The organism is endosymbiont of Galathealinum brachiosum, assembly GCA_003349885.1.
Taxonomy (GTDB): Bacteria; Pseudomonadota; Gammaproteobacteria; order SZUA-229; family SZUA-229; genus SZUA-229.
This window is the reverse complement of record QFXC01000011.1, coordinates 363,834-378,671: the sequence shown is the minus strand read 5'-3', so window position 1 is coordinate 378,671 and position 14,838 is coordinate 363,834. Positions and strand designations below refer to the sequence as shown.

General features: G+C 41.2%; 14 protein-coding genes. 12 read left to right on the top strand and 2 right to left on the bottom strand.

Features of this window, described 5'->3' with window-relative positions; genetic code table 11:
* Positions 1-7: 7 nt before the first annotated feature.
* A complete protein-coding gene (locus DIZ80_10070; protein RDH82619.1) occupies positions 8-1,936 on the bottom strand; it encodes a sensor histidine kinase in 1,929 nt (642 codons plus the stop codon).
* 80 nt (positions 1,937-2,016) lie between these two features.
* On the opposite strand from DIZ80_10070, the gene DIZ80_10065 reads away from it, so the two are divergent.
* The 3 genes from DIZ80_10065 to DIZ80_10055 all read left to right on the top strand — a co-directional run bounded on the left by DIZ80_10065 (position 2,017) and on the right by DIZ80_10055 (position 4,573).
* Positions 2,017-2,109, top strand: coding sequence for a lipopeptide (locus tag DIZ80_10065; GenBank protein RDH83148.1), 93 nt, complete (start codon positions 2,017-2,019; stop codon positions 2,107-2,109).
* A 58-nt stretch (positions 2,110-2,167) separates the two neighbouring features.
* The gene (gene lysA / locus DIZ80_10060; GenBank protein ID RDH82618.1) at positions 2,168-3,412 is read left to right on the top strand and encodes a diaminopimelate decarboxylase; all 1,245 of its coding nucleotides are present in this window, start codon (positions 2,168-2,170) and stop codon (positions 3,410-3,412) included.
* A 507-nt stretch (positions 3,413-3,919) separates the two neighbouring features.
* Entirely contained in the window at positions 3,920-4,573 is a 654-nt protein-coding gene (locus tag DIZ80_10055; GenBank protein RDH82617.1) for a sulfurtransferase, read from the top strand.
* A 124-nt stretch (positions 4,574-4,697) separates the two neighbouring features.
* On the opposite strand, the gene DIZ80_10050 is transcribed toward DIZ80_10055, so the two are convergent.
* A complete protein-coding gene (locus DIZ80_10050) occupies positions 4,698-6,005 on the bottom strand; it encodes a Fis family transcriptional regulator (protein ID RDH82616.1) in 1,308 nt (435 codons plus the stop codon).
* Between the two features lie 267 nt (positions 6,006-6,272).
* Between DIZ80_10050 and DIZ80_10045 the strand changes: the two genes are divergently transcribed.
* The 9 genes from DIZ80_10045 to DIZ80_10005 all read left to right on the top strand — a co-directional run bounded on the left by DIZ80_10045 (position 6,273) and on the right by DIZ80_10005 (position 14,793).
* Entirely contained in the window at positions 6,273-7,103 is an 831-nt protein-coding gene (locus tag DIZ80_10045; protein RDH82615.1) for a diaminopimelate epimerase, read from the top strand.
* Positions 7,100-7,828 carry a hypothetical protein gene (locus DIZ80_10040; GenBank protein RDH82614.1) on the top strand — a complete coding sequence of 243 codons (729 nt, stop codon included), beginning with the start codon at positions 7,100-7,102 and terminating at the stop codon, positions 7,826-7,828. The genes DIZ80_10045 and DIZ80_10040 overlap by 4 nt, the downstream gene beginning before the upstream one ends.
* A 120-nt stretch (positions 7,829-7,948) precedes the next feature.
* Complete coding sequence (gene xerC / locus DIZ80_10035; protein ID RDH83147.1) at positions 7,949-8,839, top strand: tyrosine recombinase XerC; 891 nt, start codon at positions 7,949-7,951, stop codon at positions 8,837-8,839.
* 294 nt (positions 8,840-9,133) lie between these two features.
* Positions 9,134-10,699 carry a thiol oxidoreductase-like protein gene (locus tag DIZ80_10030; GenBank protein RDH83146.1) on the top strand — a complete coding sequence of 522 codons (1,566 nt, stop codon included), beginning with the start codon at positions 9,134-9,136 and terminating at the stop codon, positions 10,697-10,699.
* A gap of 207 nt (positions 10,700-10,906) precedes the next feature.
* Entirely contained in the window at positions 10,907-11,449 is a 543-nt protein-coding gene (locus DIZ80_10025) for an HslU--HslV peptidase proteolytic subunit (GenBank protein ID RDH82613.1), read from the top strand.
* 99 nt (positions 11,450-11,548) lie between these two features.
* Positions 11,549-12,874 (top strand): HslU--HslV peptidase ATPase subunit, encoded by a 1,326-nt coding sequence (gene hslU, locus DIZ80_10020; GenBank protein ID RDH82612.1) that lies wholly within the window; start codon positions 11,549-11,551, stop codon positions 12,872-12,874.
* Between the two features lie 132 nt (positions 12,875-13,006).
* Entirely contained in the window at positions 13,007-13,372 is a 366-nt protein-coding gene (locus DIZ80_10015) for a 1-(5-phosphoribosyl)-5-((5-phosphoribosylamino)methylideneamino)imidazole-4-carboxamide isomerase (protein RDH82611.1), read from the top strand.
* A 59-nt stretch (positions 13,373-13,431) separates the two neighbouring features.
* Positions 13,432-14,178 carry a bifunctional demethylmenaquinone methyltransferase/2-methoxy-6-polyprenyl-1,4-benzoquinol methylase UbiE gene (locus DIZ80_10010; protein ID RDH82610.1) on the top strand — a complete coding sequence of 249 codons (747 nt, stop codon included), beginning with the start codon at positions 13,432-13,434 and terminating at the stop codon, positions 14,176-14,178.
* A 12-nt stretch (positions 14,179-14,190) separates the two neighbouring features.
* Positions 14,191-14,793: a sterol-binding protein gene (locus DIZ80_10005; GenBank protein RDH82609.1), complete on the top strand. Its 603-nt coding sequence runs from the start codon at positions 14,191-14,193 to the stop codon at positions 14,791-14,793.
* Positions 14,794-14,838 lie beyond the last annotated feature (45 nt).

Below are 14,838 nucleotides of genomic sequence, written 5' to 3'. Positions count from 1 at the left end.
TAGTGTTTCAGTTAGACTTAGAGTTTAGAGGTATTTGCATGGTAGCATTTACACCACCACGGTCGTTGTTTTCAAGTTTGAGGCTACCATTATGAAACTGCATAATGCCTATACTGATAGATAACCCGAGGCCACTGCCCTCGCCTACATTTTTAGTGGTAAAGAATGGATCAAATATTTTATCTTTATTTGAGCTTTCAATTCCGGTTCCCTGATCAGACACGGTAATGAAAATCTGTTGTTTTTCAGTGTGAGCGCTGACAATTATTATATCGTTTTGTTTGCTGGCATGGATTGCATTCATTAACAGGTTAACCAGAACCTGTTGTAATTGATTACGGTCGCCACAAATAGGTAAATCAGGATGCTCATCCAGTTTCAATTCTATATTAAATTTCTGAGCCTGTGCATGGGCAAGAAGTAGTGTGTCTTTTAGCCAGACATGTAAATCAAAATCAACATATTCAGGTGGTACCTGACGTGCAAAATTTAATATGCCCTTAACAATGGTTTCTGCACGTAAAGCCTCATTACGTAAACCCTGTATATCATCAGCAAGCTCTGTATTTTCCTTCGGTATGTCACGCTTAATGAGCGTTGCATAAGAAAGAATATTATTTAGAGGGTTATTTAGTTCGTGCCCTATGCCTGCAGCCATTTGTCCTATGCTTGCCAGTTTTGCATTTTGTAGCATCATTTTTTCTGCGCTATCTCTTTCCATCTCTGTTTGCTCAAGAGTATCAACCAGATAATGAAAAGATTGATCGAGCTGTTTTAATTCATCTGCACCTTTAGTGGGTTGTCTGGAAAAGTCAGGTTCACCATCTGCATAACGTTTTAACAGGTCAGCAAAAAGAGTGATGGGCTCGGCTATGTTTCTTGCACCTATATTTGCTAACAGTAAACTGATAACAAGGGCGAGCACCGCTACGGCGAGTAAACCAAAACGAATACGCTGGAATGGTGCCGCTATATCACTGTTATCTAACTGCAGCACCATAATCCAGCTAACAAGCTGATTGTTGTATGGGTAAAATTCCTGAAAATAATAACGTTTATTTTGAACGTGGTTAACAAATGATCCAAAGCGTTTTGACTGAAGGTTATTCCAGGTCTGCTCCCCTAGTATTTTATTTAGTTTGGTGTCCGGATCCAGTGGTTGGCTAAATTTAATTTGTAATTCATCACTATAAAGAATAATGCCATGACGTTGAGCTGTATCTGGATTGTATTCCGCGACAGTAAGTTTGATATTATTGGTGCGATGCAGGGATTCAAGAATATGGTCAAATTGATCTCCTAACGCGCGTGCGGTTAAAAAACCGATAATGGTTTTGTTATCAAATGACACCGGTACAATGGAGTTCATTATGGATAGTTCTTTGCCACTGGTATAATCACGCTTGCTTAAAGGCAGGTTGCCATAAACCAGTTCGTTAGCTTTTAGTTGCCACATCCAGCTCAAAAAACCCGTATCGACCAGCTCTTCTTCTGTAAGAGGTAAATCAGCGATGCCTTCGAAATGGGCCGGGATGAGTTTGCCAAAGCGAACTTTGATAAGTGCGTGTCCATCTATATCCAGCACGCGTACAGTATCAAGCCCCGGAACGGAGTGTTGAAAGCCGGCGAGGAAATTATTTAATTTATCTACTTCTTCAAAGTAGTTAATATGCAGATCGCCTTCTGCGGCTGTTTGTAAAACGGGTGCAAACTGTTCCATTGCGGGTGAATTTGCCAGAGAAAGTATGACTTCTCTTTCATAAGTGAGTCGAAAATTTAGCTCTTTAGAGATATTTTCCATATTGATATAGATGTCATTATCAATATTTTTTAGGTATACCTGCTCACTATAGGCTGTGATACCTAGAATCAGTGCCGTAAGTGGCAGAATAGTGGCTAAAGAAACCCAGAGAAAAATGCTGCTTTTTAGACGCATATAATAGGATAATGTACCTGTTAAATTTAAACGAGAGTATAGCAATGGCTGTAACACGAATCAGTGCTTTATTTTTTATTATGCTGTTTTTTTCAGGTTTAAGTGGGTGTGGTAAAACCGGACCTCTTTATTTGCCGGATGAAACTGAGGTAAATAAAGAGCTTGTTGAATAATTGAAAAATATGTAGGGGTTACCCTGCCTGTAACAACGACTAAAGTAAGAATTATTGTATGGATCATTTTGAATATAGAAATAATCAGCTATTTGCTGAAGATGTAAACCTGACTGAACTGGCTAAAGAGCATGGTACGCCGGCATATGTTTACTCAAAAGCTACTTTTGAGCGCCACTGGAATGCTTTTGATAAGGCTTTTGGTGACCGCCCACATTTGATCTGTTATGCGGTTAAAGCGAACTCGAATCTGGCTATTTTAAACGTGCTAGCAGGTCTGGGATCCGGCTTTGATATTGTTTCCATTGGGGAGCTGGAGCGTGTATTGAAAGCGGGTGGTGAGGCTGCAAAAATTGTTTTCTCTGGTGTGGGTAAAAAATCTGAAGAAATCCGCAGAGCACTTGAAGTCGGCATACGCTGTTTTAATGTTGAATCTGAGGCCGAATTACAGGTAATCAATGAAATTGCGGGTGAAATGCAGAAGTTAGCACCTGTTTCTATAAGGGTTAATCCAAATGTAGATGCGAAGACGCACCCTTATATATCAACTGGTCTAAAAGAAAATAAGTTTGGTATTGCCCATGAGCAGGCTCTGGCCGTTTATCAACGGGCACAGGCAATGCCGAATATAGAAGTGCATGGAATAGATTGTCATATTGGTTCTCAGTTAACTGAGATAGAGCCATTTGTGGATGCATTAAAAAGAGTGTTAGAGCTGGTTGACCAGCTTAAAGGTGCTGGAATCGAGCTGAAACATCTGGATTTAGGTGGTGGGCTTGGAATTCGATATCAGGATGAAACGCCTCCGCAGCCAGCCGAGCAGATAAAAGCTTTACTGGCCGGGTTAGAAGGCAGAGATGTTGAAATTCTAATTGAGCCAGGTCGCGCTATCGCGGGTAATGCGGGTATATTATTAACCGAGGTGTTGTACCTGAAGCATTCTGAAGCGAAAGACTTTGCCATTATCGATGCGGCAATGAATGATCTAATGCGCCCTGCTTTGTATAGTGCATGGCAAGAAATAGTGTCGTTGCAGCCCCGTGAGGGAGAGGGTCGCTCTTATGATCTTGTGGGTCCAGTGTGTGAAACGGGTGATTTTCTGGGTAAAGATCGAAAGCTTAGTCTTCAGGAAGGTGATTTTCTAGCGGTTAAGTCTGCAGGTGCATATGGCTTTAGTATGAGCTCAAATTATAACTCGCGCCCTCGTGCAGTTGAGATTATGGTTGATGGTGAAAAGGCGCATGTAATACGCCAGCGTGAATCGCTTGAACAGTTATTACAGGGTGAATCAATACTGCCTTAACGTTAATCTCCCGTTTCCCGTTTAAGTAACTGCTTCGTGGTTGATTAAGCGGGAATTCTTCTTTATCAGATAAAGTCTTTTCTCTTTAAATTTAAATATATTTACCATTTTAAAGCTATTTATTTAATTTATGCTATAAGTTCTCAAGTGGATAAGATCATGACACTGACATGTCATTAGTCCTGAAGTGTCATGACTTTTCATGTTTGTAATAATCATGTTTTATTAGGGATTTATGTAACATGTTGAAAACATAAGGATTTAGCGTGATTTATATATTGGCATAAAGTCTGCAATAGTTTTTTACGGAAGTTATCCATTCAATTTTAGAGAACACTAATGAAATTACTATTTAAATCGTTACTGGTTGTGCTGTTTTTAATGTCTTTTTTTGCTCATGCGGCTGATGAGACAACGGCACCAGATGAGACCACTACTGAAGAAGAAGAGCCAGAGTGCGATTAGTAGAAAATTAAATAAAAAAATAACCCACCGGAGTCATAAATAATGAATATTAAAGCCCTGTTATCTACAGCAATTCTTACTTTAAGTATGTCTAGTACAGCTGTAATTGCTGGTGATTTAAAAGTAAAAATCACTCGTGATATTGCCAGTGTAGATGTAATGCATAATGGTAAAAAAGTTACAATTCAGCGTAACCAGAATAACAAAAATAATGTTGATCCTCGTTTCGCTAAAACATCGCGTAACTGCCCTCCTTTCTGCATTAACCCTATTGTTTTAGCACCTGGCGTAGAAACACTAGGTGAAGTTGAAGTTTTAGATTACCTGAAAAGAATGTCTGATGGTGATAGCTCGATCCTGGTAATTGATTCGCGTACACCAAACTGGGTTAAAGCTGGCACAATTCCAGGTGCTAAAAATATCCCCTGGACGAAGTTAAGTGTTAAAAAAGGTGCTGATCCATTATCGATTGCAGAAATTGTAACCGAAGAATTTAATGGTAAAGAACTGGATGATGATAAATTTGATTATTCAAATGCGAAAACACTGGTTATGTTCTGTAATGGTATGTGGTGTGGTCAGTCTCCAAACAATATACGTACATTGTTAAAGATGGGTTACCCTGCTAATAAAATTAAGTGGTACCGTGGTGGTATGCAGAACTGGGAAAACCTTGGATTTACAACGGTTAAGTAATTTATCTCGAATCTGAAAAATAAAAAAGGCCCTGCGATAGCAGGGCCTTTTTTCGTTATTGAGTTAATTATTTTTATCTATGCAGGCGCTCTCTTATAAGGTGCAAAGCGTGTTTATTTAGATATTAATCTTTTAAATGTCTGTATATGGTTCGTTCACTAACGCCGAGCATCAATGCAGCTTGTGATCTGTGTCCGCCGCACTTCTCTACCGCTTTTAATACTTCATCACGGCTTAATCGGCTGGTGCCAGTGCGCTTGGCTGTCGGGCTATAACGAGAAGGTGTCTCGTTAACTACAAATCCTTCCTGCTCGTGTTCAAAGACAAGAAAGTCAGACATGATAGGTGTGCCTGCAGAAAGAATCAGTGCACGCTCTATAATGTTTTTTAGTTCACGTATATTGCCAGGGTATTCATAACTTAATAATTTTTCTATGACCTCAGGCGAAAGAGGAATTTGTGACTCGCCCTCTTCCATGTGTTTTAGAAAAGATTCGGCAAGTAAGGGAATGTCACCCTTGCGTGAGCGTAATGGAGGTAAATTGACTGGAAATGCGCAAAGCCGGTAATACAGATCTTCACGAAATGTCTTGTCCTTGATCATCTGTTGAGGCTCACGGTTGGTTGCCGCAATGATGCGTACATCAACATCAATATAATCATTACCACCCAGACGTCGTATGGTGCCGGTTTCTAAAACACGCAAAAGTTTAGTCTGCAGATGTAATGGCAGTTCGCCAATTTCGTCAATAAAGAGAGTGCCCTTATCAGCAGATTCAAATAAACCAATTTTAAGTTTATTTGCACCGGTAAAGGCGCCCTTTTCATGGCCAAATAATTCGCTTTCAATCATGTTTTCACCAAGTACACCGCAATCAACTACAACAAAATTCTCATCGGCACGACTTGAGTTCTGGTGAACATATCGAGCAGCGCAATCTTTACCGACACCCGATTCTCCCAGTAACAATACGGTGGATGAGGTAGGGGCTACTCGATATAAAATACTCATTAGTCGAAGAGCGGCTTTGGACCTGCCAAGCAGTACCTGCTCATTCTCGGGTTCTTCACTTACAGGCTGAATCGATTCACCCATATATTGCACGTTTCCGTCATCATCAAAAATTGGAGCTGCGGAAAGTTGAACGTGCTCTTCATGGTCACAGTTACAGTGAATGTGCATAACGGAGGTGGGTTTGCCAGTTTGCACGACCTCTTCAAGCGGGCAGTGCTCGCCATTCTGGCTGCAGGGTCTGTCTATGCCGTGTGATACTTCGTAACAATGTTTGCCGACGATATCTTCCTGCTTATAATGATCCCGATATTTTTGATTGGCAGCGACAATTTGAAATTGTCGGTCAATAATCACAAACGGATCAGGAAATAAACTGATCAGGGTTTCGCAACTGGGTTTTTTGGGTGTGTTACTCATACAGGTGAGCTCCGTGTCATGACACTGTATGACAATATGATACTAAACAGGATTAATGTCAAAGATTGTCGTTGCCGTTTGTCGGGGTTTGGCAAATAGCTAAAAGTTTACGGTTCATTGCTCTGGCAATCAGATCGGAATTATCACAGGGGACGGAGCTCAAAAAAGAGATCCATTCCCGAACGTAGCAAGCGTACGAAATAATCGTTTAATGCTAAAAGCAGTTGTGATGGTCGATTTATCAATCAGGCGTGATATGCTTCCGTGATGGATATACAGTTCACTAAAATGCATGGTCTTGGTAACGATTTTGTTGTTATTGATGGCATAAATCAGGATGTAAACCTGACATCTGAGCAGATTCGCTTTATTGCAGATCGACGATTCGGTGTGGGTTGCGATCAGCTTTTGCTGGTGGAAAAGCCTCAAGCTGCACAGGCCGAATTTCGCTATCGAATATTTAATGCGGATGGGGGTGAAGTAGAGCAGTGTGGAAATGGCGCAAGGTGTTTTGCAAAATTTGTAATCGATAAAGGTCTGACGGTAAATAGAGAAATTCCTGTTGAAACCAGCAGTGGCCTGATTGTGCTTGTGCTGGAATCAAATGGAGAAATCACTGTCAATATGGGCGTGCCCGGTTTTGAGCCCGAGAGTCTGCCATTTATTTCTGATATTCAGGCAGCAGAATATGATTTACAAACCAGTGCCGGTTGCCTGAGTATTGCTGCAGTATCAATGGGTAACCCCCATGCAGTGCTTGAGGTTGAAAGTGTGGATGATGCCCCCGTGGAAGCGCTGGGGTCTGAAATTGAGAATCACCCCCGATTTCCGAAGAGAGTTAATGTGGGTTTCATGCAGGTGGTATCGTCTAATTCTATTCGGCTCAGGGTGTATGAGCGTGGAGCGGCTGAAACATTGGCCTGTGGTACGGGGGCCTGTGCAGCAGTGGCGGCGGGCAGGCTTCAGGGTAAATTGGCTGAAAGCGTAAAAGTCAGTTTACCCGGAGGCGAGCTTGTTATACGCTGGGCTGGAAAGAATGAACCATTATATATGACCGGGCCCGCAACCCATGTGTTTGAAGGAAAGATATCACTGTGACAAATCAGTTAAATAATCAGGCGGAAAAAACGGAAGAACTTGAGCTGCCGGAAGAGCAACAGGTGGTGGACTATCTAATGGAGAATCCAGACTTTTTCCTGCAGCATTCTCCGTTGTTAAGTGATCTTGAAATTCCTCATGAATCCGGTGTTGCAGTGTCTCTGGTTGAGCGCCAGGTTTCTGTATTGCGTGAAAAAAACCAGCATTTTGAAGAGAAATTACGCGATATGGTGGATGCAGTTCATGATAACCAGCGGTTACATGTTAGTTTGCACCGTTTAGCGGTGAACTTATTTGATGCGGACAGCCTGGATGATATCCTGGGTGTCGTTGATGATGAGCTTCGTCATAAGCTGGGAACAGATTTTGTTTATTTTCGACTGCACAGTGAAGATATAGCGTCGGGTGGTGATGAGGGTCATACCTATGTTGACAGTGGTGACGAGGTATTACAGGCATTTTCGGTTCTGATAGAAAAAAACAGGATTCAGTGTGGTCACTTTACTCAGGAAGAGATTGCCAGTTTGTTTTTTGATGATGCCGATGATGTTGCATCTGCAGCACTCATTCCTGTATCGGTACCCGGTATTCAGGGTCTTATCATTCTAGGTAGTTGTGATGAGCAGCGTTATCACGCGGGCATGGGCACAGATTTTCTGAGTAGTTTGTCTGATCTTATTGGTGCTGCTATGCGCTCACAGTTATTGAAGGCTGTAACGAATTAAGAAATTTATCATGGTGTTTTACTTAAATATCATGATCTATTAAAGGCGCGTTAAGGTCGCAGTACGTTAAACGGATTAGATTGAATGTCAAAGCAATCCAGCCTATTTCAAAATGATTTAATGCTTTTCTATCAGTTTCTGGAATCAGAAAAGCAGTTTTCCCACCATACAGTTAAAAACTATCGTCGAGATATAAGCCGATTTATGGTTTTTCTTAAGGCTCAGTCTGTTGCCGACTGGGAGGCAATTGATGAGCATCATATTCGTCAGTTTGTAAGTCAGGTTCACCGGCAGGGCCTGGGTGGGAAAAGTATTCAACGGTTGTTGAGTGCATTAAGGCGTTTATTTCGATATTTATTAACGAATAAACGTATTCGTAATAATCCTGCTTCACATGTTATGGCGCCAAAGTCAGAAAAAAAACTGCCGGATGTGATGCATCCGCAGGAAATCGAGCACATGTTACTTGCTCCCGATGATCAGGTTTTAAAAGACAATCCGCTGATGGTGCGTGATTATGCAGTGCTTGAGTTGCTTTATGCGGGTGGTTTGCGTTTGTCCGAGTTAATAGGTCTGAATGTTTCGGATGTTAACTGGCAGGTGAATCAGTTAAAAGTATCAGGTAAAGGGGGTAAAGAGCGCCTGTGTCATTTCGGGAAAAATGCAGGTATAATGTTAAAAAAATGGCTGAAATGTCGTGAAATGTATATAAAGTCAGATGAAAAGGCCTTGTTTATTAGTAGGCGGGGCACACGTTTGAGTGCATCCAGTATCCGTGCGCGTATCCAGAAATTGTGTCAGGAGAAGGATATAAGTCAGCGAGTTTACCCGCATTTAATGCGTCATTCATTCGCATCTCATATGTTAGAGTCTTCACAGGACTTACGTGCCGTGCAGGAATTGCTCGGGCATGCGCATTTAAAAACCACTCAAATTTACACCCATCTTGATTTTCAGCAACTGGCTAAAACTTACGATGCGGCCCATCCGCGAGCGCAAAAGAAGAAATAGCTGTCTTTATAAAAGAATTATTAGTAAATTTAATAATATTAAAATGTTTTAGTTGATTAATAGTTATTTATCATAATGTTACAGTCTGATAGTTTGAAGATATAGACCGAAGTATTATAGAAAATATACTAAGGTATATTGTTTTAATTGTGATTTGTGTACGTCTATCCAGATGTAAGGCTTTTTTTACAGGTATAGCATGATTTTAACATCATGTGATGGCTTGAAAAAAAGGTGATAAAAATGCTAAATAACGGCAACGGTTATAAAAATAAGGGGTTAACCCCGAGAATAATGCCTTTAAGAAGGTGTCTGATTGGCCTGATAATTATTACAAATACAGCGGTTGCTGAATTGAATGATATAACACAGGCTCCCAATACGGTTAATGCGGGAATTAAAAAATCATTAACTGAACAAATTGGAATGGGGCGGGGTGATATTAATACGCCTGACTCTTCTATTTATCTTATCAATCGAGATCCATTCCGAGCCATTGTTCGTGGCCGGCAGCTCTTTCAACGAAAATTTCAGATTAAACAGGGTTTTGGTCCCCGTGTGAATGATGGAGAAGGTGACCTCAATACGAATGGGGCATTAGGTGCCGGACTGGCTGATAGTTGTGCTGCCTGCCATGCGAGGCCAAGAGGTGGTGCGGGTGATGGTGGTGATGTGTTTACGCGGCCTGATAGCCGTGATGCGCCGCATCTATTTGGGCTGGGTTTAATTGAAATGCTGGCGGATGAGATAACCGCTGACTTAAGGGCAGTACGTGATAGTGCAATTGAAACGGCTCAGTCAACAAATAGCAATAAAACCGTTTATTTGAAGAGTAAGGGTATTCAGTATGGTTCGATTACTGCTCATCCTGATGGCAGTGTTGATAATAGTCATCTTAAAGGTATAGATGATGATCTCAGGGTTAAGCCCTTTTTTGCAGAAGGCAGTGATTTTTCAATTCGAAGTTTTTCTATGGGGGCTTTTAATGCTGAAATGGGTCTGCAGTCACATGACCCTGATCACCAGTTAGCCTTTGCTGGTAATAACGTGATAACGCCATCGGGTCTGTCTTTAGCGGGAAATAAAGATGCTGTTTCTATGCCACCGGTTAGTGATAGTTTTGCGGATGGGGACAGTGATGGCATTTCAAATGAAATGCCTCCAGAGTTACTGGATTATATGGAATTTTATCTATTAAATTATTTCAAGCCAGCACAGTACAAAAGTAACCGGGCCACACGCAAAGGCAAATACCTGATGGAAAAAATAGGTTGCACCACCTGCCATAAAACAGATCTGGTAATAAATAAAGATCGGCGTGTTGCAGATGTTGAAACCGCATATGACAGGGAAAATGGCGGCTTTAATCATTTATATGCAACAGCTGAGGCGAAGTTTGATGAAATTGATGACGGTTCAGGTTATCCGGCATTAAAGCAGCCAAAATTAAATTCATTTATTGTTAAAAATGTATATGCAGATTTTAAACGGCATGATCTGGGGTCAAAATTCTGGGAGCGCAATTTTGATGGAAGTTACCAGAAAGAGTTTATGACTGAGCCTCTGTGGGGTGTTGGTACAACCGCACCGTATGGTCATGATGGGCGCAGTATAAATCTTCATGAAGTTATTTTGCGCCATGGTGGGGAAGCGGCGAGTTCAAGAAAAAAATATGCCTATTTGTGGGGGGCATCTCAGCGAGCGATTGTGAGTTATTTGCAGTCTCTGGTTTTATTTCCCCCTCCTGATACAGCGTCGAATCTGGATCCTGGTGATAAGAGTGACCCAATGTATCCACAGGAGTCTCAAGGTAGTATTTCGCTTACACCATTGTTTAATGATCCGACTGATTTGGAGTAAGCACTGTTTAGGTTTTTCTCCATCGGGGAAAGATGCTCTTTCCCCGATGGATATGTATCTGAACAGCATTTACCTTTACCAGTTTACAAACCTGAAAACGTCCGTTAAAGCGTAAACATCAACCTGTTTATTTTATCTGTCCCCCTTGAAAATCCCATCTTAAACCTCATCTTAAACTTCTTGCATTGACCAAGATGGGAGTTTGTTTTGCAAACCACACTACATGGCACCACGATACTCTCGGTGCGCAGAAATAATGAAGTTGTAATTGGTGGCGATGGCCAGGTAAGCCTGGGTAATACCGTTATGAAACCAAATGCAGTAAAAGTACGCCGCTTATATAATGATAAAGTTCTGGTTGGTTTTGCAGGTGCTACGGCAGATGCATTTACCCTGTTTGAACGATTTGAGGGGCAGCTTGAAAAACATAATGGCCAGCTGGTTCGTTCGGCTGTAGAAATGGCTAAGGACTGGCGAACAGATAGAATGTTACGCAAGCTGGAAGCTATGATGATTGTGGCTAATGAAGAAGCGTCTCTGATTATTTCTGGCACGGGTGATGTTATTGATACACAGGATGATCTGTTGGCAATAGGTTCAGGCGGCTCATATGCACAGTCAGCTGCGAGAGCATTGTTTGATAATACAGACCTGTCAGCCCGAGAAGTGGTTGAGAAGAGTTTGAATATAGCGGGTGATATCTGCATTTACACAAATCAGAATTTAACGTTAGAAGAAATTAAATATTAATTATTATATCCCGATGAATGATTAAGCTCTGCTTCTACAGGCGCTGTAGGAGCAAGCTTCAAATCGCGATCGGGGTACCAAAACTATCAGGTTTAAATTATGTCTGAAATGACACCCAGAGAAATTGTACAAGAGTTAGATAAACACATTGTCGGTCAGGATGATGCTAAGCGAGCAGTGGCCATTGCGCTGCGAAATCGCTGGCGTCGTCAGCAGGTTAGAGAAGACCTGCGAAATGAAATTACGCCAAAAAATATTTTAATGATTGGTCCAACCGGTGTGGGTAAAACTGAAATTGCGCGTCGTCTGGCTAAACTCGCGAATGCCCCCTTTATAAAGGTAGAAGCAACCAAATTCACTGAAGTTGGTTATGTTGGTCGTGAAGTTGATAGTATCATACGCGATCTTGTTGATATGTCGGTAAAAATGACGCGTGAGACAGAAATAGAAAAAGTACGGCATAGAGCAGAATCATCAGCAGAAGATCGTATTTTAGATGCTCTGTTACCACCTGCCAGAAATGAATTTGGTGAGCCGGAAGTGACTGAGAGCAATACACGTTCAAAATTTCGTGAAAAATTACGTCGGGGAGATTTAGACGATAAGGAAATTGAAATTGAAGTCAAAGCCGAGCAGGTGGGTGTAGAAATAATGGCTCCACCGGGCATGGAAGAAATGACAAACCAGTTGCAGGGCATGTTCCAGAATATGGGTAATGATAAAACCAAGCAACGTAAATTACGTATTGAAGATGCGCGTAAGATTCTGGTTGAAGAAGAAGCCGGTAAAATGGTGAATGAAGATGAGCTTAAACTGAATGCGGTACAGAATGCAGAGCAGAACGGTATCGTTTTTATTGATGAGATAGACAAGGTGTGTAAAAAAGGTGAAACATCAGGTGCTGATGTATCAAGAGAAGGTGTGCAGCGTGATTTACTGCCATTGGTTGAGGGCTGCACGGTCAGCACTAAATATGGCATGGTGAAAACCGATCACATGTTATTTATTTCTTCTGGTGCATTTCATCTGGCTAAACCATCTGATTTAATTCCTGAATTACAGGGGCGTTTACCGATACGAGTAGAGCTTAAAGCACTGACTACAGCTGATTTTAAGCGCATCTTAACTGAGCCGGATGCTTCCTTAACCGAGCAATATAAAGCCCTGTTAGGAACAGAAGGTTATGAGTTAGATTTCGTCGATTCAGGTATTGAGCAAATTGCTAAAGTTGCACATGATGTAAATGAGCGCACAGAAAATATTGGTGCACGTCGTTTACATACGGTTATGGAACGATTATTAGAAGAAGTATCATTTGAAGCAGCTGATAGTTCAGGTAAGGCGCTTAGTGTTGATGCTGATTTTGTAGAGAGCAATCTGGGCGAACTGGTGCAGGATGAAGACCTGAGCCGCTATATTCTATAAACCGGGTTTCAGAAAATAGACTGGGGTGGCCATGCTTTATTGTCCACCCCATAAGATCTATAAAGTTTTTAATCATTTCATGTAAAATACATCCTCCTTCCCCCAGGATACAAATTCTTTCGGAGATTAAATATGGCAGATCCAAGGCCGACTAATATAAACCTGCATCAGAAATCACGTGTTCTGGAAATTGATTTTGATGATGGCAGTCAGTTCAAATACAGTACAGAGTTTTTACGTGTTCACTCGCCATCAGCTGAAGTACGCGGGCATGGGCCGGGTGAAGAAACGCTGCAAGTCGGTAAATCAGATGTCAACATAACGGGAATTGAACCCGTTGGTGTATATGCTGTTAAACTGGTTTTTGATGATAGTCATGATAGTGGTCTTTATACCTGGTCATACTTATACGATCTTGGTATTAACTATGATGCGAAGTGGACAAACTATCTGCAGCGATTAAAAGATGCAGGCCATAAACATGCGGAATTGAATTAGTTGTAACGATTCAACCCAATTCGAACAGATATGTTCATCTGAATATTAAGAGAAGCAACATGAGTGACGAAAAAACACATTTTGGATACCAGCAGGTACCCATTGGCGAAAAAGCAAAACGCGTAGCTGATGTATTTCACTCTGTTGCAGATAACTATGACATTATGAATGATGTCATGTCTTTTGGTGTGCATCGTTTATGGAAGCGTTTTACATTGAGTCAGACAGGACTTAAGGCTGGGCAGAAAGTTTTAGATCTGGCGGGCGGTACCGGAGACCTGGCATTAAAAATGACTTCAATGGTCGGCCCATCTGGTCAGGTTGTGCTTTCCGATATAAACGGTTCAATGTTACGACGTGGTCGTGAGCGCTTAATTGATAATGGTGTTGCAGGTAATATTGAATATGTTCAGGCCAATGCCGAATGCCTTCCATTTGCAGATGATACCTTTGACTGCATTACGATTGCCTTTGGTTTACGTAATGTAACTGACAAAGATAAAGCACTGCGTTCAATGTTACGTATATTAAAGCCGGGCGGTCGTTTGCTTGTGCTGGAATTTTCTAAACCGGTCGCACCGGGACTGGCACCCGTTTATGATGCTTATTCATTTAAATTGTTGCCATTAATGGGTAAGTATATTGCGAAAGATGAAGATAGTTATCAGTATCTGGCAGAATCAATTCGCATGCATCCAGGTCAGGAAACTTTAAAGGGCATGATGGAAGAAGCCGGGTTTAATAAAGTTAAATATCATAATCTTAGCGGTGGAATTGTTGCCCTGCATAAAGGTTATAAAGTCTAGGTTTAATCTTCAATGGATTTAGATCAGGCACTTACCGCAGCAATAGAAACAGCCCTAAATCGTTACCTGTCGCTCGATCCTGATGCGTTATCACGTTTTTCCTCACTTGAAGGAAAAATCATAGCTATAGAAATTAAAGACCTTAATAAAACACTGAGTCTTTTCCCATCTGCAGATGATTTTATGATTCTTGCTGATTTTGATGGTGAAGCAGATGCAACTATTTCTGGCACACCCATAGCACTTGCTAAAATGGGCTTAGCAAAAGACCCGAAAGATCTTTTATTCACGGGTGAAATAACGATTACCGGTGATACCTCATTAGCTAATCAGTTTAATCGTTTATTATCTCAACTTGATATCGACTGGGAAGAAATACTGGCCCAGAATATTGGAGATATCGCGGCACATAAAATTGGTACCGTATCTCATGGTATTAACCAGTGGTTTAAACGCAGTACAAACTCAGTATTTATGGATGCGGGAGAATATCTTCAGGAAGAAATACATTTAAGTCCATCTAGTGCTGAATTGAGAAAATTTATTAAACAGGTGGATGATTTGCGTGAAGCAACAGACAGATTAGCGATGCGAATAAAGTTATTAAAAAAATGATAAGAATTACCATTAAAAAAATACTATATCTAGTGTGAAAACAGG

What these genes read in the sequence shown, in the direction of transcription:
- DIZ80_10005 (RDH82609.1), top strand. Translation starts at nt 14,191, where the DNA reads ATGGATTTAGATCAGGCACTTACCGCAGCAATAGAAACAGCCCTAAAT.
- DIZ80_10015 (RDH82611.1), top strand. Translation starts at nt 13,007, where the DNA reads ATGGCAGATCCAAGGCCGACTAATATAAACCTGCATCAGAAATCACGT.
- DIZ80_10070 (RDH82619.1), bottom strand. Translation starts at nt 1,936, where the DNA reads ATGCGTCTAAAAAGCAGCATTTTTCTCTGGGTTTCTTTAGCCACTATT.
- DIZ80_10065 (RDH83148.1), top strand. Translation starts at nt 2,017, where the DNA reads ATGCTGTTTTTTTCAGGTTTAAGTGGGTGTGGTAAAACCGGACCTCTT.
- xerC (RDH83147.1), top strand. Translation starts at nt 7,949, where the DNA reads ATGCTTTTCTATCAGTTTCTGGAATCAGAAAAGCAGTTTTCCCACCAT.
- DIZ80_10030 (RDH83146.1), top strand. Translation starts at nt 9,134, where the DNA reads ATGCCTTTAAGAAGGTGTCTGATTGGCCTGATAATTATTACAAATACA.
- DIZ80_10055 (RDH82617.1), top strand. Translation starts at nt 3,920, where the DNA reads ATGAATATTAAAGCCCTGTTATCTACAGCAATTCTTACTTTAAGTATG.
- DIZ80_10045 (RDH82615.1), top strand. Translation starts at nt 6,273, where the DNA reads ATGGATATACAGTTCACTAAAATGCATGGTCTTGGTAACGATTTTGTT.
- DIZ80_10010 (RDH82610.1), top strand. Translation starts at nt 13,432, where the DNA reads ATGAGTGACGAAAAAACACATTTTGGATACCAGCAGGTACCCATTGGC.
- hslU (RDH82612.1), top strand. Translation starts at nt 11,549, where the DNA reads ATGTCTGAAATGACACCCAGAGAAATTGTACAAGAGTTAGATAAACAC.
- lysA (RDH82618.1), top strand. Translation starts at nt 2,168, where the DNA reads ATGGATCATTTTGAATATAGAAATAATCAGCTATTTGCTGAAGATGTA.
- DIZ80_10050 (RDH82616.1), bottom strand. Translation starts at nt 6,005, where the DNA reads ATGAGTAACACACCCAAAAAACCCAGTTGCGAAACCCTGATCAGTTTA.